The 19,443-nt window shown below is 44.8% G+C and carries 20 protein-coding genes and 1 pseudogene; 3 read left to right on the forward strand and 18 right to left on the reverse strand.

The window, feature by feature from the left end:
* Nucleotides 1–76 precede the first annotated feature (76 nt).
* Both VZ94_RS09630 and VZ94_RS09635 read left to right on the forward strand, forming a co-directional pair.
* The gene (locus VZ94_RS09630; protein WP_052700396.1) at nt 77–802 is read left to right on the forward strand and encodes a hydrogen peroxide-inducible genes activator; all 726 of its coding nucleotides are present in this window, start codon (nt 77–79) and stop codon (nt 800–802) included.
* Nucleotides 803–1,033: 231 nt separating this feature from the next.
* Nucleotides 1,034–1,570, forward strand: coding sequence for a hypothetical protein (locus tag VZ94_RS09635; RefSeq protein ID WP_045779066.1), 537 nt, complete (start codon nt 1,034–1,036; stop codon nt 1,568–1,570).
* Here the strand turns inward: VZ94_RS09635 and VZ94_RS09640 are convergent.
* From VZ94_RS09640 to VZ94_RS09690, 12 genes and pseudogenes are all read right to left on the reverse strand, one after another.
* Nucleotides 1,567–2,013, reverse strand: a complete 447-nt coding sequence (locus tag VZ94_RS09640) for a DciA family protein (RefSeq protein WP_045779067.1) — start codon at nt 2,011–2,013, stop codon at nt 1,567–1,569. The genes VZ94_RS09635 and VZ94_RS09640 overlap by 4 nt on opposite strands.
* Nucleotides 2,010–3,068: an FAD-dependent oxidoreductase gene (locus VZ94_RS09645; protein WP_239649806.1), complete on the reverse strand. Its 1,059-nt coding sequence runs from the start codon at nt 3,066–3,068 to the stop codon at nt 2,010–2,012. Before VZ94_RS09645 ends, VZ94_RS09640 begins: the two co-directional genes overlap by 4 nt.
* 40 nt (nt 3,069–3,108) lie before the next feature.
* On the reverse strand, nt 3,109–3,258 hold the full coding sequence (locus tag VZ94_RS26960) for an FAD-dependent monooxygenase (RefSeq protein ID WP_204369099.1): 150 nt from the start codon (nt 3,256–3,258) through the stop codon (nt 3,109–3,111).
* A 329-nt stretch (nt 3,259–3,587) separates the two neighbouring features.
* Nucleotides 3,588–4,280: a response regulator transcription factor gene (locus tag VZ94_RS09650; protein ID WP_045779068.1), complete on the reverse strand. Its 693-nt coding sequence runs from the start codon at nt 4,278–4,280 to the stop codon at nt 3,588–3,590.
* 412 nt (nt 4,281–4,692) lie between these two features.
* The gene (gene hemE, locus VZ94_RS09655) at nt 4,693–5,763 is read right to left on the reverse strand and encodes a uroporphyrinogen decarboxylase (protein WP_045779069.1); all 1,071 of its coding nucleotides are present in this window, start codon (nt 5,761–5,763) and stop codon (nt 4,693–4,695) included.
* A gap of 14 nt (nt 5,764–5,777) precedes the next feature.
* Nucleotides 5,778–6,449 carry an SPOR domain-containing protein gene (locus tag VZ94_RS22730; RefSeq protein WP_131655520.1) on the reverse strand — a complete coding sequence of 224 codons (672 nt, stop codon included), beginning with the start codon at nt 6,447–6,449 and terminating at the stop codon, nt 5,778–5,780.
* The gene (locus VZ94_RS09665; RefSeq protein ID WP_045779070.1) at nt 6,407–7,171 is read right to left on the reverse strand and encodes an AAA family ATPase; all 765 of its coding nucleotides are present in this window, start codon (nt 7,169–7,171) and stop codon (nt 6,407–6,409) included. Before VZ94_RS09665 ends, VZ94_RS22730 begins: the two co-directional genes overlap by 43 nt.
* Nucleotides 7,158–8,240, reverse strand: a complete 1,083-nt coding sequence (gene aroB / locus VZ94_RS09670; protein WP_045779071.1) for a 3-dehydroquinate synthase — start codon at nt 8,238–8,240, stop codon at nt 7,158–7,160. The genes VZ94_RS09665 and aroB overlap by 14 nt, the downstream gene beginning before the upstream one ends.
* Nucleotides 8,241–8,245: 5 nt before the next feature.
* Nucleotides 8,246–8,772: pseudogene (gene aroK / locus VZ94_RS09675) on the reverse strand (shikimate kinase AroK).
* A 337-nt stretch (nt 8,773–9,109) separates the two neighbouring features.
* Nucleotides 9,110–10,594 (reverse strand): putative bifunctional diguanylate cyclase/phosphodiesterase, encoded by a 1,485-nt coding sequence (locus VZ94_RS09680; protein WP_052700398.1) that lies wholly within the window; start codon nt 10,592–10,594, stop codon nt 9,110–9,112.
* Nucleotides 10,595–10,604: 10 nt separating this feature from the next.
* Entirely contained in the window at nt 10,605–10,952 is a 348-nt protein-coding gene (locus VZ94_RS09685; protein WP_131655522.1) for a hypothetical protein, read from the reverse strand.
* Complete coding sequence (locus VZ94_RS09690) at nt 10,934–13,636, reverse strand: PAS domain S-box protein (protein ID WP_082081527.1); 2,703 nt, start codon at nt 13,634–13,636, stop codon at nt 10,934–10,936. The genes VZ94_RS09685 and VZ94_RS09690 overlap by 19 nt, the downstream gene beginning before the upstream one ends.
* A 295-nt stretch (nt 13,637–13,931) precedes the next feature.
* Here VZ94_RS09690 and VZ94_RS09695 point away from each other — a divergent pair, with 295 nt between their 5' ends.
* The gene (locus VZ94_RS09695) at nt 13,932–15,113 is read left to right on the forward strand and encodes a glycosyltransferase family 4 protein (protein WP_045779074.1); all 1,182 of its coding nucleotides are present in this window, start codon (nt 13,932–13,934) and stop codon (nt 15,111–15,113) included.
* Between the two features lies 1 nt (nt 15,114).
* Here the strand turns inward: VZ94_RS09695 and VZ94_RS09700 are convergent, their stop codons facing one another.
* The 6 genes from VZ94_RS09700 to VZ94_RS22740 form a co-directional block, all read right to left on the reverse strand.
* Nucleotides 15,115–15,729, reverse strand: coding sequence for a DUF2231 domain-containing protein (locus VZ94_RS09700; RefSeq protein ID WP_045779075.1), 615 nt, complete (start codon nt 15,727–15,729; stop codon nt 15,115–15,117).
* Nucleotides 15,730–16,060: 331 nt separating this feature from the next.
* The gene (truA, locus tag VZ94_RS09705; RefSeq protein ID WP_045779076.1) at nt 16,061–16,873 is read right to left on the reverse strand and encodes a tRNA pseudouridine(38-40) synthase TruA; all 813 of its coding nucleotides are present in this window, start codon (nt 16,871–16,873) and stop codon (nt 16,061–16,063) included.
* Complete coding sequence (locus tag VZ94_RS09710) at nt 16,866–17,354, reverse strand: L,D-transpeptidase (protein ID WP_045779077.1); 489 nt, start codon at nt 17,352–17,354, stop codon at nt 16,866–16,868. Before VZ94_RS09710 ends, truA begins: the two co-directional genes overlap by 8 nt.
* Nucleotides 17,355–17,468: 114 nt before the next feature.
* Nucleotides 17,469–17,837: a hypothetical protein gene (locus VZ94_RS09715; RefSeq protein WP_131655523.1), complete on the reverse strand. Its 369-nt coding sequence runs from the start codon at nt 17,835–17,837 to the stop codon at nt 17,469–17,471.
* Nucleotides 17,838–18,223: 386 nt separating this feature from the next.
* Nucleotides 18,224–18,580, reverse strand: a complete 357-nt coding sequence (locus tag VZ94_RS22735) for an AAA family ATPase (protein WP_204369100.1) — start codon at nt 18,578–18,580, stop codon at nt 18,224–18,226.
* 253 nt (nt 18,581–18,833) lie between these two features.
* A complete protein-coding gene (locus VZ94_RS22740; protein ID WP_052700400.1) occupies nt 18,834–19,214 on the reverse strand; it encodes an AAA family ATPase in 381 nt (126 codons plus the stop codon).
* Nucleotides 19,215–19,443 lie beyond the last annotated feature (229 nt).

A 19,443-nucleotide genomic window follows, 5' to 3' on the forward strand; every position in this document is an offset into this window, starting at 1 on the left:
CTACGCTAAGTATGCAAATTAAAAAAATGGAAGAGTCGTTAGGTGTGGTCATTTTTGAGCGTAATATAAAAAAAAAGTGCTGCCTACCGAGTTAGGGCAACATATTATTGCGTCCGCGCGCCGAATTCTGCTGGAAGTCGATTGCATTAATCAATTGGCGCATAACGCGCAAAATCCATTAGCAGGTAATTTTCGTTTAGGGGCGTTTCCAACCCTAGCGACATATATTTTTCCCGACTTGATTCCGTTAATACGCGAGGCGTTGCCAGCACTTAGATTAATTTTGGTCGAAGAAAAAACCGATGAGTTATTAAGACAATTAACCACGGGTGTGCTCGATGCGGCGTTATTGGCGTTGCCTATTGAATCTGATTCTCTGTTAGAAACTAAGATATTATTTGAGGATGAATTTATGCTAGCGGTTGCGCCAGGACATCCGTTTGCTACCTATGAGTGCATTAGCCAAGCTGATTTATTTCATCAAAAATTATTGCTATTAGACGAAGGCCATTGCTTGCGCGGTCAGGCCTTACAATTTTGTCGTTTACATCATGCTGAGGAACAAGAAGATGTACGCGCAACAGGTTTGGAAACGTTAAGGCAAATGGTGCGGGCAGGAACCGGTATTACGTTTATCCCTAAAATTGCGATACGTGGGCAGGAAACAGGCATTTGTTATGTGCCTTTTGCTAAGCCAGCTCCTAAGCGCACCATTGGCTTAGTGTGGCGTAAAACGAGTTCTCGTGCGCAAGTGTTAGCTATTTTAAGTGACATAATCACGGCTAATTCCTGCGCTGCTTAACGCGTGTTTAGTTATAAACAAAGCTTCATCTCAATATCCGCAAGGTTTACAAGGGATTGTCCAACGAGTTAAAACCACGCCGCTCTATACGAATCGTACGCATATTTATGATCTTTTGGTATGATGTTATTATTTTTCAGCATATTACATTATTACGATCAGATACTTAGTATTAGAAGCCTTACACACCTGGTGTAGTAAGGCCTACCACGAGATAGAGGAGGAGGTATTATGAATTTAACGCAGTTGTTGAAAACCGCAAGTTTAGTTATGAGTTTATTGTTGCTAGCGTGTGGTGAGCAAGAAGAGCCTAAAACCGTTGCTAAAATGATTCCGCAAGAAATTAAAGAATTTTCTACCCAAGTGACGTTAAGCGGTGTTATTAACCCAGATGATCACCATGCTCCGGGTGGTAAAGTGTATGCGTTTAAAAATACCGGTGATTTAGTGGCTGAAGCGGTGTTGATTAACACAACACGCTATAAATTAAACATACCACCCCACACGTCATTACCGTTGATATTACGTTTTATCCCAGAGCATCAGGATGCAAATGCATTAGTGGCGGTGGTCGTTGATCCGCTGATAACGGTTTATGACATTAATGCTTATACGACCGCAATTGCTAAAAAAGCTGAATCGTTAGGCGGTTATACCAGACAAAACATGGTGATAGCGGCCGAAAGTATGGTGAATATGCCAGATGATAATAAAACATCAACGGGTTTTCGCGGTGATACCACTAAGCAATACGGCGGTTGGCATTAGCTCAGGCTCTTGAGTTTACGACTAAGTTTTAGCAGCGCTTGGCGTAACTCAGGGTCTTGTATCGTTGAGCTTTGTGCGCGCAAGGTATTTATCGTTGCTAAGCTGGGAATATTAGCGCGCGCAGGCTTAGATGGGCTAAGTCCTGTTTTTACCGTTAATAGCCTAATCTGTACATGGTGGATAGCTGTTTGATAGGTTTGACTTAAATCGGCTTGGATAATTTTGACATAAAATCTTAATTGACTGGCCCAAACCGCTGATTCGGTATAAAGCAGAAGGTTTGAGCCACTGATTAAACAATGGCGCACATGGTCTGCTAACGGTTGAGGTAAAAGTTGCTGGACTTGTTTTAATAACCGCTGTTGCTGTTCAATTTTCTGATAAGCAAAAGCTAAGATAGGATTGTTGCACGCAGAAATCAGACGGAATGACGTATCACTCATGATGTGTGCCAAGCATCTTTGGTTTGAATATGTTCTGGACGTAACCCTATGCCGATGACACGGGCAGGTAAGCGTTGCAATAACGGCCAATGTCTGAGTAGCTTTACCGGCATGGGTAAGCTTGTCTGTTTTGTTTCTAAAGAACCTAAGCCTATACGTTTATGAATAAAGGCTTGTAAGTTTTGAATCACGCGCATAGGCCATTCTCGCCGTTGTTGTACACGGTGCAAGTCGCTTTCATTAATTGTTGCATCGGTGCGTAATTTTTCTGCTAATAAATTCGCTGTCGCGATAGCATCTTGTATCGCGAGATTAACACCGACCCCACCGGCGGGTGACATAGCATGAGCCGCATCGCCTATACATAATAGGCCTGGTCTATGCCAATGCTTTAAGTGATTAATTTGTACGGTTAATAATTTAACTTGTTCCCAATCCGTGATTTCATCGACTCTATCGATTAAAAACGGTGCGAGCGCCACTAAATAAGCTCGAAACGCTGCTAAACCTTGTTGTTTTAGCTCATTTAAACCGTTCTTAGCGATAATAACACCGCATTGCCAGTATTGACCGCGATCAATCATAATCATCATACGGTTACCGCGTATACGGCCTAAAGTAGCTGAGACATCAGTCGCTTGCTTGCTTAATCTTAGCCAAAGCACATCGATAGGCACTCCTTTATCGGTGACGTGCATTCCTGCTAAATCCCTAACAGTCGAAAACCGACCATCGGCAGCAATCACTAAATCAGCCGATACCGTAATGTCAGCCGTAGCCGTTTTAGCGGTTACTCCGGTAATTACGCCGTTTGTTTCAACTAAGCCTGTCGCTTCGGTTGCCATACACAATTGAAAGCTAGGGTATTTTTTCGCTTGTTCAGCAATAAAATTCAGAAAATCCCATTGCGGCATAAAAGCAATAAATTTGCATTGTGTAGGCAATGCCGTTAAATCCGCAATCGGCGTGATGGTCTCGTTAATACACGCGTTGATTTTGTTTAAGGCTTGATGAGGTAGTTTTAAAAACTCGTCTAAAAAGCCGAGTTCATACATGAGTTCTAACGTCGATGGGTGAATGGTGTCACCACGAAAATCACGAAAAAAAGTCTGCGTGTTTTTCTAACAGCGTAACATTAACGCCCGCACGCGCTAATAATAAGCCAAGCATCATGCCGGCAGGGCCGCCGCCAACAATACAGCAACGGGTTTGAATCGTAGCAGGAAGAACAGCAGAATCCGTCATGGTAAACCTCAAAGTTAAGGGAACTAGATTTTAGCGATGCTGGCTACCAACTAAAGCGGGACAGATTTAATTATAGTCAGTAGAGCTAAATCGTCATTCCGGCTCGGCAACTGCTCCTGCGTTGCTCTAGTACATGCCATCCTTGGCATTAATGGATTGCCGGAATCCAGACTCCATGGATGGCAAAGCTTCACACACATCCCTGTGTCCTGGATCTCGGCAATCCCTGCCGAGATGACGTAGTTCTTACTAGGCTGTTGTTTTAAGTGGGTAGCCGAGATATCAATGCTAGCAAGTGTTATCTAAAATTCGACTCAAATCAAGTCGTATCAAAAATTTAGTTTAAGTTTATAACCGACGCCGTGTACCGTCTCGATAATAGCGTTACAGCCTACTTGCGCAAACTTGAGCCGGATGTGACGAATATGGCTATCTATAGTCCGGTCTGAGATATAAATCGGCGTTGTGAAAGCGTGTTGCATGATAAGTTCGCGGCTAAAAACGCGATTAGGTTGTTTTAACATGAACAGGACAATAGCGTATTCAGTGGCGGTGAGGTTAATTGCCTGTTGTTGCCAACTCACGTAGTATTGCTCTGGACGCATCACTAAATCGCCGTAGTGCATAATGATTTCAGTCGATGTGGATTTATTAGGGGGTTGCAAGCGCTTTAAAATGGTATTGATGCGCGCGACTAATTCACGCGGGCTAAACGGCTTAGTCACATAGTCATCACCACCGATTTCTAAGCCAATAATTCGGTCTATCTCGTCATCACGCGATGATAAAAACAATATCGGTACATCAGACGTTTTGCGCAACTCTTTGCATACTTCTAAGCCATCGTATTCCGGCATGTTGATGTCTAACACAATTAAGTCGAAGCAATGCTCGCGCGCTTGTGCCAGCACTTGGCGTCCGTCTTCAGCGAGCGTGACGCGCATATCGGCTTTTTCCAACGCAAAGCTAATGACTTCACGAATATGTAAATCGTCGTCAGCGACTAAGATGTGTTTGCTCATAAAGGAGTGGTCTATGTTGCACGGTATGTGGTTATATTGAGAAATGGCTATTAAAACTAGCTTTGTAAAATCTAATGAGTCGCTACCGCGAATTTTTATGTTACGCCGGTTCTCGCACCGGCAGGCGAGCTACGCTGCAAAATCCATTCATGGATTTTGCCCTTTGGGTTGTCACCAAATCCGCTCCCGGCGGATTTGTCTTTTGCGTCGCCAAAAGAAAGTAGCCAAAGAAAAGGCGACCCGTTGCCGCTTCYTCCTGCGCGCYTTGGTTTTGCTAGGAGGTCGGCAGAGCGGGCGTCCTGCCCGCCTGCCGACGCACGGCATCCATGCCGTGCCCCTAACGGGCTAATCCCAGCAAAACCTGCGGTGCTCGGCGCGGCAAACGGGATTAGACTTCGGTGTAACTTGTAGATTAACTTATGCCGTGATAAGCCGGACTAAAACTATGCACAGCTTCGACCATGGCTTGAACATGCTCTGGGTTAATATCTGGCAAAATACCATGGCCTAGATTAAAAACATGGCCGGAGCCGTGACCGTATTGCGCCAGCACGGTTTTGACTTTTTCGACGATGACTTCGGGGCTAGCATATAACGCAAGTGGGTCTAAATTACCTTGTAATGCCACTTTCGCACCTACGCGTTGTCTTGCTTCGCCTATATGGGTTTGCCAATCTAAGCCTAACGCGTCGTAACCCGCATTGCTCATGGACTCTAACCACAAACCACCACCTTTGCTAAATAAAATGCTAGGAATGTAGCCATTAGCATGGTCAGTACGAAGCTGTTGTTTAACTTGCTGGGCGTAACGTAGAGAAAATTCAAGGTAATCATCATGGCTTAACACGCCGCCCCAAGTATCGAACACCATCACGGCTTGCACACCGGCTTCAATTTGCGCATTCAAATACGCCGCAACGGACTGTGCGAGTTTATCTAATAACTCGTGCATTAAGCCAGGCTGCTCAAACATCAGACTTTTGACTTTTTGGAAGTTTTTACTACTACCACCTTCTATCATATAAGTCGCTAAGGTCCACGGACTGCCTGAGAAACCGATTAACGGCACGTCGCTAGCAAGGTTTTTACGGATTAAGCTGACCGCATCGACGACATAGCGTAAGTCGGTACAGGGGTCTGGAATAGGCAATTGCCGTATATCTTCGGCAGTCGTTAAACGTTTACTAAACGTAGGGCCTTCGCCTTCGGTAAAATTTAACCCCATGCCCATCGCATCGGGTATGGTTAAAATATCGGAAAATAAAATAGCCGCATCAAAACGATAACGTCTTAACGGTTGCAATGTGACTTCGCAAGCCAATTCTGGATTAGTGCATAGGTTTAAAAAGCTACCGGCTTGTTCTCTAACCGCCCGGTATTCAGGCAAATAACGCCCCGCTTGCCGCATCATCCATATCGGTGTTCTTGGAGTAGGCTGTCTCAATAAGGCTTTAATAAAAATACTTTGGTTTGCTGGTGTCATGCGAGTGCCAAGGCTTATGGGTTCGTTTTAATCGTGCTAATTTTTTTAATAATGGAATGCCTAAACTCAGCAGGTAAACTTTGTTTGGCTTTATTAGCTGCGGCTGAATCTGGAAATGCGCCATAGTAAACTAAAAACTTCTCTTTTTTACCGAGCATTATTTTAGTGTAAACCACATCTTGGCTTAAATTGGGATACTTATTAGTAAACGCCTTAACAGACTCCACTTTCGATAACACCATAACTTGCAATGTGTAATGCTCAGGTGCTTGCTTGCTTAACCACGCGCTTATGCCCGTATCTTGTCCGGGTACATCAGCAGGTTTAGGCGGCGCTTCAGTAACAGGCGTTTCTTCTATAGGCTTAACAGGCTCGGCTGCTACGGGTACGGCAGGTTCGGGCTTAATATCGGGTGATGGTGGTGCTTTATCGGAATTCACCTGTTCTGGGTTAGCGTTCGTCGCCGTGCTCTCATTTTTAGCAACGACTTGATCCAGTAAACGATCACTAATTTGTACCGGTGCAGTCGGAGTTATAACAGGTGAGGCTAACACCGGTTTTTCAGTGTTCGTGGGCGTATTAACGCTAACCGGTTGCGGTTTTGGCTGCGCAGGCAAATAAACATTGGTATACCATTGCACACCTAGGCTAAGCCGACTAAAACCACAACAGCCATCATAAGCCAAGCAAAACTGCTTATACTGCGCTTACGTTTGGTCAATGCCGGTAACGCCGCGATAATTTGACCTGGAATACCGTGTGTCTCTGTATAGACTTGCCGAGTTAGCTCTTCATTAATCGCGCCAAGCGGTAATTGCGGCCAAGACTTTACTGCTAATTGTTGCAAAAACACGCCGCATTGCGGCTCGGATAACGGCGGTATTTCGACAAAATGACAGTCATTAATCAAATGGTCAGTGCTAGACTTAACATGAACATCATCAGGCGTCATTGCAAATACAATGCGTAATGCAGGATTTGCCCAAGCAAATTGAATAATCGCAGTAAATAGTCCTGGCACTAAACTGCCAGCGTTGTCGATTAATAAAACTAATTTACGGTTAATGCTTTGAATGCGTAGTAGTTCTTGGCTTAGGCTGGATTGTTTACCTGATTTAAAGACTTGGTTTAAACGCTCTTGTAAACTTTCAAAGCTGAGTTCTGCATTGGCGCTGACTTGACAATACAGCCAATTATCTAATTTGCGGTCTAATAATGCGTTGAGTAGCGCCGTTTTCCCTATACCTTTAGGCCCACAAACCACTAACGCTTGAGGTAAATTGGTAATTAAATGAATTAATAAATCCAATTTTTGACTACGTTCAGGAGTAATCAACAAAAGCTGTTCAGGCGTTTGCTGCAAGTCTGGCTTTTTCTTTGAATAAGTAAACGTATCAGTCTCTACCATAATGTACTAATGTTTCAACTAATACGTTTTGATCTACGTTGACAGGCAATGTCGCTTGTCCTATTGCTTCTAACAGGATGACACGAATTTTGCCATCGAGATTTTTTTTATCAACCGCCATTAAATCTAAAATACGCTCTGGTGTCAGATGCGCAGGTAACGCTACCGGTAACTGGCAACGCTGGAAAATATCGACAACGCGTTGCACATCAACACGGCTTAGCCAACCTAAGCGCCTAGATAAATCGGCGGCTAAACACGTGCCAATCGCCACCGCTTCACCATGCAATAACCCAGTATAATTTAGCGCAGTTTCTAAAGCATGACCGAAGGTATGACCTAAATTAAGCGTTGCTCTTACTCCGGTTTCGGTTTCATCTTCTGCAACGACTTCGGCTTTATTTCGGCACGATTGCTCAATGGCATACGCTAATGCGCTGGGGTCTCTGGCTAATAAATCGGATAAATGCTCTTCTAACCAACAGAAAAACTTTGGATCTCGGATTAAGCCATATTTAATCACTTCGGCAAGCCCTGCAGCTAATTGTCTATCATCCAACGTCGTTAACACCTGGGTATCAGCGATTACACATCTAGGCTGGTAAAAAGCACCAATCATATTTTTACCTAGAGCATGGTTAACCCCTGTTTTCCCACCCACTGACGAATCTACCTGTGCTAACAAGGTGGTTGGAATTTGCATAAAAGGAATGCCACGCTGATAAGTAGCAGCGGCAAAACCACCCATATCACCTATAACACCGCCACCTAACGCGATTAACGTTGCATTACGGCTAAATTTCTGCGCTAACAACTGGTCATAAATTTGATTGATATGCTGCAAATTTTTATATTGCTCGCCATCCGGCAAGACCACTTGCGCAACTTGATAAGCCTGTAAATGGGCTAACACTTGAGCTAAATACAACGGGGCTACCGTTGAGTTAGTAACGACTAAGACTTGCTTAGATTGAATGTGGCGTTGAAATAACTCAGTTTGACTGAGTAGGCCAGCACCAATATAAATAGAATAACTGCGCTCAGCGAGTTCTACATTTAACGTTGTCATAATAGTTAAGGCTGAGCGTCACGAAACGCCGTTAAAATATGCTCGACAACGTCACGACTCGGCATAATCCCCGTATCGATTTTAAAATCAGCACAGGCGAGATAAAGCGGCTCACGTTGAGCAAATAACGTTTCTAAACGCTGTTTTGGATTATCGGTTTTCAGCAATGGGCGTTGTGTATCTTTGCGTGTGCGCTCTAGTAATTTTTCTATTGCGCAATTTAAATACACCGTAAAACCATTCTGACTTAACATGCGCCGATTTTCCTCACGTAAAATTGCGCCACCTCCTGTTGCTAACACAATACCTTGCATTGCCGTTAATTGTTGTAGCATTTTTTTGCTCACGCTCCCTAAAGCCTTTCTTCTCCTTCAAATTCAAAAATAGTTGGAATATCAACACCCGTTCTTTCCTCAATAGCTTTATCACTATCATAAAAAGGTACACCGAGTGCTTTGGCGAGCTGGCGTCCTATCGTCGTTTTACCGGCGCCCATGAGGCCAATCAAATAAATATTTTCCGATTTAGTCATCAAAAGATACTCATTAGTTAAGGAATTAAAAACCGATATGCGCCAAGAAAATTTAACATCTACAAAGTGCTTACAGTGAATTTTAGAATTGTACCAGACCGGCTAGATTAAAGTCTGGATTTTTGACGCAAATAAACAGTTTTTCACCAAAAGACAGCAAGAAAAATGCGGCAACCCTTCAAAGCTTAAGAGTTGAAAACTAAGGCTACCAACGTAAAGTGGGGCAAAAAAACCTAACGGAATCGTTCCCACGCTCCGGAGTGTGGGAACGAGCATTTTTTTAGGATAAAGCCTAATGGCTAAAAGCACCAAGCTTTACCGTCCAAGCCACAGCCGCTCATCTGCTAGCCCCTTTGGCGCTCACAAATGTCATAAACTCCTCTACTGGCATAGGCTTGGCGTAGAAATAGCCTTGTACGAAATCACAGCCCACTTCTTCTAGCATAATCTTTTGCTGTTCGGTTTCCACACCTTCTGCAATGGTTTTCAAGCCTAGTTTGTGCGCCATAACAACGATAGCTTCAGCAATCGCTCTATCATTAGGATCGGTTTCTAAGTCGCGCACGAAGGAACGGTCTATTTTCAAAAAATCAATGTTAAACTTTTTAAGATAAGACATTGATGAATACCCCGTGCCGAAATCATCCAGCGCGATATTCATGCCTACATCGCGAAAACGTTGCAGCTTGTTCCTGACGTCGGTTTCATCTCCCAAAAGCAAGCTTTCGGTAATTTCTATGACCATATGCCACATAGGAATACCTAATCGACTTAAATAGCCGATCCACTCCGCCCCCACATCCCCATGCACAAACTGGCGTGCCGACATGTTGACACTGATTTGATAAACACCATTATCGACAGTGCAAACCTCCAACCAACGCTGCATAGCCTGAGCTGCCTGATAAAACACCCAATCGCCAATATCATGAATCAACCCCATTTCTTCAGCGATAGGAATAAATTTATCCGGCGGCACCATACCATACTGAGGATGAGCCCAACGAATCAAAGCCTCCGCCTTGACGACATGACCACTGGAGATATCTACTATTGGTTGCAAGAAAATTTGTAGTTGCTGCTTACTAATCGCATCACGTAACTCATTGCCCAACAACAAGCGCTGTTGCGCCTGTTGCTGCATAGCTAACGTGAAAAAACTAAAGCAATTACGTCCTTTACTCTTGGCGGCGTACATAGCCTGGTCTGCTGCACTCATCAAGGCAGTAATACTAGTAGCATCTGCCGGATAGCTGGCAATACCAATACTGGCCGACGTATAGGCTACATGGTCATCCAAATGAACCGGCGCGGCCATCATATCGATAATATTCTGCGCCACGCGCTCCAAACACGCACTTTCGGACACGTCGAGGAGTAATACGACAAATTCATCACCGCCTAATCTGGCCACTGTATCGCTTTCTCTGACGCATTGTCGGATACGCAACGAAACATTAATAAGCAACTGGTCACCATAATGATGACCTAAGGTATCGTTAACCTCCTTGAAATAATCAAGGTCAATAAACAATATGGCAAGATGACTGCCGCTACGCTCAGCCTTAGCGACTTCCTCACGCAGTCTATCGCCGAACAAGCGGCGGTTGGGCAAGCCGGTGAGGCTATCGTAGCTGGCCTGATGCAGCATCTGTGACTCAAGTTGTTTGCGCTCTATCGCAATTGAGCACAGACGGCTAGCCTGACGTAACAACTCCAACTCTGCGGCCTCCGGTGCTCTTGACTCTCGCAGATAAGCCATCACTACGCCCAGCACCTGGCCAGATGACGCGATAATGGGATCTGTCCAACAAGCAAGCACACTGTTTTGCTCACAAAAATTCCCGACAAGTTTCCCAGCAAGGATGATGGTGCATATCCTCGACCATCACTCGCTCACCACTTCGCGCCGCAATAGCGCAACAGCCAGCGAATTTAGCAATTTCAACGCCATCGATGGCAGTGACCTTGGGAAACGAAGGCGCGGCCATGCGATAGAGACGATTGCCATTATGCTCAAGCAACATAATACTAGACCGTAGACCGGGGAGAAATGTTTCGATGTAAATGGCCACCTGCAGCAGAATTTGCACAAGTGTGCCGCCTTGCGCCATAGTTTCAAACACACGCTGGCGCTGGGCTTCTAGCAATTGTTGGCGCCTCAGTTCGGTAATGTCCAATGACGTACCGATAAAGCGAATCGGACGTCCTTGAGCATCAAAAAAAAAGGTTCGCCACGTTCATGGATGTATTTAATCCGCCCATCCGGAAATAGCAGCCGATGTTCCACTTGATACAAGGACTTATCGTTGATTGCCTGATTGTAAGCCGTCGTCACTTTGTCTCGATCTTCGGGGTGTACCGTATCAAGAAATGCGGCAAATGTTGCTTTGAAGCTTGTTTTATCAATTTCCCAAATATGGAAAGTTTCATCACTCCAAGTCAAAACATCATTGAGCATATCCACATCCCAAATTCCGATATGGGCGATGCGCTGGGCATTTTCTAGCAATGATTGGCTGTGTTGTAGTGTCTCTTGCGCTTGCTTACGTTCGCTGATGTCGCGCACTAACGCAAAATTGTAAAGACATCCTTCATGGGCAATCGCGTTAGCATTAACTTCTGTCGGAATAAGCTTACCCATTTTGCTACGATGGTTAGTTTCTAAAGTAATTGTGCCTCTTATCAATAAATCATCCCAATGCTCCTGCCATTTTGCCGGATCAGCGTCAGGGTCAATGTCACATATCCGCATCGCTAACAGCTCATCTTGTGTATAACCCAACATGTTACTAGCAGCGTTGTTAACATGAAGAATGCGGGCTTCTTCATCAATCAAGTAAACAGCTTCACCGATATGATTCAGCGCATGATTCTGCAAAACCAACCGCGCCTCTGTCTGTTTACGCTCGGTGATGTCCTGCATAATAGTGGACATGAATGCCGGCCTACCCTCGGTATCACGATGTAATATGATGACTTGGGATACAGGAATTTCACGTCCATCACGGTGCAACAGAGCGCTTTCACCACGCCATACGCCGTGCGCTAATGCTGTGGGCACTCCCTCTTCCATCACGCGCTTGGCCGCCCATTTCGGATGCATATCGGCAACACGCATAGAGGAAAGATCGGCATCATCCGGCAGCCCGACCATACGTCGCGCAGCACGATTGTGATAACTCAATGTACCATCCATATTAGCGCTACCAACAAAATCAGCGAATTGCTCCAAAATATTAAGCAATCTCTGTTGCTCGGCCTCGGCCTGCTTGCGTTCAGTAATCTCAATCATCAGACCATGCCAAATGATACTGCCATCATGTTGAGGTGTCGGCACACTACGACATTCGACCCAGCGCTGTGCCTGGTCGGGGCGACATAGGCGGAATTCCACATTAAAAGGCACCATTGTCTGAGCCGACTCAGCAATTGCAGCCTCGATAGATAACCTGTCCTCAGGATGTGCCAGGACATGCAATGGCGCCATGTCGTTTTTTATATCTTCGGGCTTCAAACCATAAAGCTTTTCTATGCCAGGGCTGGCATACGGAAAGCAATAATGCCCTTCGGGCGACATAAGGAAGCTAAAGGCAAAGCCTGGGAAATTGGCGAAAACATTCGTCAAACGACGCTCGGCATTACGAATCGCAGAAATATCCATGCCAAAAGCAAGAGTACCTATCACCTGACCAGCGATATCTCGCTCTGGTACCACTTGGATTTGATTAAATTCCGGCTCACCGACACTCTGTGCGCAGAGCTCGATACTGATTTTGGTTTCCGTCTCCAATGCTTGCGCTGCGGCCTGCTGAATGGAATCGTAGCGCCCATCCGGCCAAACTTCGCTGGGTAACTTGCCAATTACATGCTCGGGGGATATACCTAAATGACGAACTAGCCCGCCATTCAGATAACTGATACGACCCTCACGGTCGTAACGGATGATAGAGACGGGTGAACTTTCTGCTAGACTTCGGAATTCCTGCTCACGCTGAGCGATGGTTTCCTGCATACGGTAAGCATCGGTCATGTTGCGGCCTATGCCCAACACACTGGTGATGCGCCCTTCGCTATCAAATTCGGGTGCCAAACGGACATCGTGGTAATCCGTGCCGCCATCGGGCATAGGCACAGGTACACGCAACACCTGCGCCTCCTGCCTGGTAGAAATCACCTGCGCCATGACTTCATCAAAAAACGCGAAGCGATTATCAGCAAAAACTTCACTGTGGGTCTTACCGCGCATTTCCTCCAGCGTCTTGCCCAGCGTTCGTTGATGGATTGGGTTGCTATACAGACAGCGACCCGCAATATCCCAGCGCGCAATGTTATCAGGGAGGTTTTCCGCCAAGCTGCGAAACTCCTGCTCACGCGCGATAAGCGCCTCTTGCATTTGTTTACGCTCAGTAATGTCCTGCATTATGCCGTACCAGAGTGTGCTGCCATCATCTTGATGTTCAGGAACGGAATGAAATTCAACCCAGCGCACGGGCATGCCCGGACGGCATATACGAAATTCTACCTGCACGGGTAGCAATGTTCGCGCCGATTGTTCAAGGCTGGCAATGATGTGAGATGCATCCTCAGGATGCGCCATAGCATGTAATGGCGCCATATCGTCCTGCACATCTTCTGGCTTCAAACCATAAAGCTTCTCAATGCCGGGACTCGCAAAAGGGAAACTACCATGCCCGTCGGGCGACAAGCGAAAGATATAGACGAAACCTGGAAAATTGGCGACGAAATTGGTTAAGTAACGTTCGACGTTTTTGGGTGAAGGAGATGTTATACATATTTGGAGAAGTAAGCTGCATCTGCCAATGACCTTAATATCGTAAATCTTTTTGAGTAGCCTCTGCACACGCTCTCAACAAGCGACTCGGAAAGTATGTTGCAACATGGTGTAGAGTTTATTGCTTAACTGGAAGATACACTTTGCTGTACCTATTATTATCGTTAATTTGTCCATTTTTCTCCCCTTTATGCTTTGAGATAATTGCCTCAAAGTTTATAGCAATTTGCTAAGTATGAATAACGCTTGCCTCATTGCTTGACTAAAAAAACTAAATCTATTCTGCGTTGTTAATAATAGTGTCATCTGATTTTAATCTAATATTCACACCCCGATGACTTAAACACAACACCCGCCAATCTTTATGCAGATAGCTATTGTTACTGAAACCTTCCCACCTGAAATTAACGGTGTTGCCATGACCGTCGGCAAGCTAGTGGAAGGATTACGCAGCCATCAACACACAGTATTACTGTTCCGGCCTAAGCAAGGCAGCCATGATATTCCTAAGCGCGAGCGGCTATTTACTGAACAACTAGTCAACGGCATTCCGATTCCAGGCTATCACGGTTTAAACATCGGCTTACCAAACCTCCTAACCTTATTTCTGCAATTGCGCCAACATAAACCTGATATTGTACATGTTGTGACAGAAGGGCCTTTAGGATGGGCAGCGATTATGGTTGCTAAGCGGCTTAACATCCCGGTCACTAGCTCGTTTCATACCAATTTCCATCATTACATGGCGCACTACGGTGCTGGTTTTTTACAAACCATGATGGCGGCGCATTTACGCAGTTTACATAACGCAACCGCAACAACGTTTGTACCCACTCAACGCTTAATTCAAGAACTGACATTAGAGGGCTACAACAACTTAGCCTTATTAGCGCGCGGTGTAGATACGCGGTTATACAATCCCAAACGCCGCTCTAACGATTTACGGGCATCGTGGGGCGTTACTGAAGACGATATTGTCGTGATTCATGTCGGCCGCATCGCGGCAGAAAAGAATATTGACTTGGTAATCAATGCGTTTAATCACATTCGCCAACACATTCATCGTGCTCGCTTAGTGTTAGTAGGCGACGGCCCGCTTAAAGAAAAGCTACAACAAACCTGCCCGTATGCGGTATTCACAGGTAGTAAAACCGGTGTTGAGCTTGCTGAACATTATGCCTCTGGCGATTTATTTTTATTTCCTAGCGTTACCGAAACCTATGGCAATGTGACCTCAGAAGCGATGGCGAGTGGTTTATGTGTCATCGCTTACGATTACGCCGCCGCCGCTGAGTTAATGAATAACGGTGACAATGGCGCTCTCGTTACCTTAAATGATGAGTCTGCATTTATTGACTCAGCGATTCGCCTAGCTGTTAACACACCCTTGCGACGCGCATTCGCTAAAGAAGCTGCAACCACTACGGCTAGACTGGATTGGCAACATGTTTACACGAGTTTTATTCAGAAACTGCGTGATGTCGTTTATAAAAGCCTAACGCCGGCCGCTATCGCCCGCGCGCGTTTGACGGGCGATTGGCATTAGCTTAATGCTCACCGTGACTATGGCTAGTATCCGTAACAGTCACCGCCTTCACCGCCACACCGTATTGATAAACCATTAAGCCGCCTAAATCAGCGCCAAAGCTTAACAGTAAGCACATAACTACCGAAATAATTAAAAACAAGGTATTAGCTCCTCCTGTTAACGGCTTACCTATAAACAACCGCCATAGTGCTAAAACCACTGCTAATGCCATCACAATAACGCCGATATGCTCATGATTTTCCATAATTTCATGCACATTACCACCGTGCTCAATTGAGTTCGCCGCGCTAAAACCAGCAATCACCGCGATAACCGCACCTAACGCGCCAGCCACTAATATCACGGTCGCCGCTTCTCGCCATGCAGGCTTTTTAAGAATTAACGCTAACACCTCGACCGCTAAAAACGTGAATAATAACGCGATTGGAAAATGCACAACTAATGGGTGAAAGTTCGCCATTGCGGTTAATCCCGGCAACAAAGCCGGAAGAATACCCCCTGGCCCATTAGCCGTTGCCCCTTCAAAAAAAGCTAATAACACGCTAATACTCTCGATAATGCCATCTTGATGATCGGCATTACCGTGAACCCAAAAACTTAACTGTTGGTACATAAACATTTCCTGTTCAAAATAAATGGCAACGACGCGTTCCTAGTTTGCTGCTAGCTTAAACGACTTAACAGTAGACCTAACATGACACGAAATCATTGCATAAACATTAACTGATACCCGTATAAGACGGGACAACTAAAATGGGAACAACGTCATCTCGGCTCGGCAACTGCTCCTGCGTTGCTCAAATACATGCCATCCATGGCGCCTGGATTCCGGCAATCCCTGTCGGAATGACGGTTTAGCTCTACGGACTAAAATTAAAAGTGTCTCATCTTGAGTGGGTAGCCCATTAACGCAATCTACCGGTAAAAACCGAAATAGCAAAACGCTAATCATATCGCTTAATATCACTGGGTAAACGATTGAATAACGAATGCTTAGGCAAGCCGAAGTGTTCTGGATAATACACCCCGGCTAAATAAAGCCCTTGCGCCGGTGCGGTCAGCCCCGCTTGACTGCGATTCTTAGCGGCTAATAATTGCAACGTCCAATCTGGTGACTGCTTACCTGAACCTATCGCCATTAACACACCGACGATATTGCGTACCATATGATATAAAAATGCATTCGCACACACATCAATAATCACATAATCGCCTTGCCTAATAACGTCTACTACATACATTGCGCGCATAGCACTATGCGATTGACATGCAGCGGCTCTAAATGACGTAAAATCATGGTGTCCCAACAAATGCTGGGCGGCATAATGCATCAAGTCTTCTGCAAGCAATGGATAATACCAACACGCTTGCTGATAATTTAACGCCGAACGAACCGTGCGATTGTAAATAAGATAACGATAATAGCGCGCATACGCGCTATAACGCGCATGAAAATCTGGCGTCACGGTTTTAGCCCATAGGACACGAATATCATCTGGTAACTGACTATTAACGCCTAACACCCATGCATCGTCTTTGCGTCTCGCTACAGTATCAAAATGCACTACTTGCTCATACGCATTAACCCCGGCATCGGTACGTCCCGCACATGTTATCGTAACCTGATGATTAGCGATTTTGCTTAAAGCGCTTTCTAATTCAGCTTGAACACTAAGACTATGCGTTTGTCGTTGCCAACCCGAATAACGCGCACCTAGATATTCAACGCCCAAAGCAATACGCGTATTCTCACTCATGCAGCCAAACCGGAAAGCCTATGGGTATTTGCTGAAATAACTCGATTACATCAGCATTAGCCATGCGTACACAACCGTGCGAACCCGGCACACCTAAAGCAACACTATCGGGTGTGCCATGAATGTAGATATAACGCCAAGCACTATCAACGTTACCGTAACGGTTAATACCAGGTTCGACACCCGATAACCAAAGAATACGCGTGAGTATCCAATCGCGCTTAGGAAATTGCTCAGCGAGTGCAGCTGAATACAGCTCACCGGTTGGACGCCTACCCACGAAAACTGTATTCACTGGGCAATCTGCACCAATTTTTGCGCGTATTTTATGCCAGCCGCGTGGCGTACATTCGCTGCCTTTGACCTCGCCTGGCCCATTTTTAGCGGTAGACACCTGATAAATCTTAAGCGGTCGATTCTCTAAAATCAAAGTAAGCGTCTGCGTGGACAAGTTAATGTCCAACAGCGAATCTGTGTTCATAATGTTGGTAAGCTACAATAAAGAGGGGGGATTATATGCGAAACGTAAGGCGTGTCACAAGCAAGCTTTTTAAAAAAATTATTATTATTCAATAAGTTAAAATACAACATGGTCTTATGCAACACGCCATTGCGCATCTGTAGACAAGGTGTAACGATTAACAAATTCAACTGTTAGATTAATAAAAATTAATTGTTGCTGGATTTTATCCGCAATACGTTGTGCTAATCTGCGAAAATCTGCTGCTCTATCTAGTGTTTCGTCCTGTTGTAAAAATAGCACAATATGAACTGGCAACTTTTGTTGCACAGCAATCGAGAACGCTTGTAACTCAACGATTTCATTTAGAGTGGCGGCAAACACACCCGCACAAGTATCTCTAACTTTTAGAGCTATTTCATCAGCTATAAAAAGCTGTTTGCGTGCAACAGTGACTTTTTGCTCCCAGCCGTTTTCTTTGACATGCTCTCGCGTTTTAGTCAATCCAGGCACCTTGTTTTCATCTGGGTCTAGGCGTAACCTACTTTCTTCAGCATAATTTCGAAAGTTTTTGACTGCAATCCAAAGCTGGCGATTCTGTTGTAACACCAAAAAATCAACAGCTTTTGTGTTTTGGCATTTAAGGACTTTATTTTGGTAAAAAATCGCCGGCATCGTATTTTAATACCGTCCACTCATCGGGGAATTCAAACACCAACTCATGGTTACCCGAACCTTCTGTTAGCTGCTGCAACTTCAATCTCCATTTTTCTGATAATAAAGCGCCTGTTCACGATCATATTGAGCCAGCTCTTCATCTAACGACACAATGGAACTTAACACCTGAAATTTATCGCCTTGTTCAATAAAAACATCGTTATCGGATTTGGTTAAGCCAAAAATAAGCGACTGGAGTATTTATTTTTTCCAGAACGGCTAAGTAAATCGAATTCTTTGAGTAAAAAATAACTGTGCGTCCCAACAATAACCTGAATGCCGTTCTGGCAAAGTAATAACAAAGCGACGGCTACATCTTTGATTAATTTGGGATTGAGATTGCTTTCCGGCTCATCCCAAAATAAGGTATCTCCCACTTCCAGACTACCGTTTTCCAACAAATGTATCAAGGTAGCGATTTTTCTAACACCTTCAGCGACCAACGTAATTTCTCTTTGTTTAGCACCTGGTGTAATTAAATAAAATTTACCACCTTCCAATTTTAAACTGCCGCCAATATTTGTATGCAATTGCTTTAAATCGTCTTTAATGAAGGAGGGAGGATTTTTTAACTTGTTGGCTGACAAATTTCAGCGCTAAATCCCGATAGGTTTCATCAAACTGAAACTCACGATTCTCGTATGCCGCTAAAAATCCCTCAAAAAAAGAAACCATTTCCTTGGTAGGTAGATATACCCCTTTGCCATAAATAGCATTATTGGCTAATGTTTTCTGTAGCTGAGTCGCAACATTGTCTATTGAATAGTCTGAAAAAGTAAACTGTCAAATGATTGCATCTGGCATTGGTGATGAAGGCCTTTCCGGTTCGTGTGACATCCTGAGGGGGTTAATCGGTATACAGCCAGACACCAACGCAGAAATTTCACTCTTACCATCACTAGCTACAGAGGTTAAACTACCAATTTTATCGGTTTTAAAAACATTGCGGAGCTTATCGGCAGCATACCGCTCAACTTTTTGCTCGGTAATAAAGCCGGAGCCTTTTATCAAATCACGCCATAGATTAGAAAACATATAAGCAAGCTTCAACAAATGCGTCTTCCCCGTGCCATTCTCGCCAATAATCACATTCAAACCCGGCGAAAACCGCAATTCGGCTTCTTTAAACACTGTGAAATTGCGCACTGCTAACTGGTCAATCATGAGATGGTTTCTTCCTCAAAACAAATCCAAACGTGTGTTTTTTCATTCGCATAAAACACGCCTTAGTTCTAGCTGCCAAATCAAAGACCTATGATAAAAAAACAATAACTTAAGAGCATGGAGCCTCAAAAATGGGGAGACTGGGTCTGAATAATTACCCCAATTAATGGTTTCGCCCGTGGCAAAACGCAGTTTTTTACGCATGTCGATGGGTATGGTGACTTGAACT

It is taken from the genome of Methylocucumis oryzae, assembly GCF_000963695.1.
GTDB classification, from domain to species: Bacteria; Pseudomonadota; Gammaproteobacteria; order Methylococcales; family Methylomonadaceae; genus Methylovulum; species Methylovulum oryzae.

Coding starts and splice junctions, on each gene's coding strand:
- aroB (WP_045779071.1), bottom strand. CDS start 8,240: ATGACAACGTTAAATGTAGAACTCGCTGAGCGCAGTTATTCTATTTAT.
- truA (WP_045779076.1), bottom strand. CDS start 16,873: ATGAGTGAGAATACGCGTATTGCTTTGGGCGTTGAATATCTAGGTGCG.
- VZ94_RS09645 (WP_239649806.1), bottom strand. CDS start 3,068: ATGTATGAACTCGGCTTTTTAGACGAGTTTTTAAAACTACCTCATCAA.
- hemE (WP_045779069.1), bottom strand. CDS start 5,763: ATGACACCAGCAAACCAAAGTATTTTTATTAAAGCCTTATTGAGACAG.
- VZ94_RS09640 (WP_045779067.1), bottom strand. CDS start 2,013: ATGAGTGATACGTCATTCCGTCTGATTTCTGCGTGCAACAATCCTATC.
- VZ94_RS09665 (WP_045779070.1), bottom strand. CDS start 7,171: ATGGTAGAGACTGATACGTTTACTTATTCAAAGAAAAAGCCAGACTTG.
- VZ94_RS09710 (WP_045779077.1), bottom strand. CDS start 17,354: ATGAACACAGATTCGCTGTTGGACATTAACTTGTCCACGCAGACGCTT.
- VZ94_RS09650 (WP_045779068.1), bottom strand. CDS start 4,280: ATGAGCAAACACATCTTAGTCGCTGACGACGATTTACATATTCGTGAA.
- VZ94_RS22740 (WP_052700400.1), bottom strand. CDS start 19,214: ATGATTGACCAGTTAGCAGTGCGCAATTTCACAGTGTTTAAAGAAGCC.
- VZ94_RS09635 (WP_045779066.1), top strand. CDS start 1,034: ATGAATTTAACGCAGTTGTTGAAAACCGCAAGTTTAGTTATGAGTTTA.
- VZ94_RS09695 (WP_045779074.1), top strand. CDS start 13,932: ATGCAGATAGCTATTGTTACTGAAACCTTCCCACCTGAAATTAACGGT.
- VZ94_RS09700 (WP_045779075.1), bottom strand. CDS start 15,729: ATGTACCAACAGTTAAGTTTTTGGGTTCACGGTAATGCCGATCATCAA.
- VZ94_RS26960 (WP_204369099.1), bottom strand. CDS start 3,258: ATGACGGATTCTGCTGTTCTTCCTGCTACGATTCAAACCCGTTGCTGT.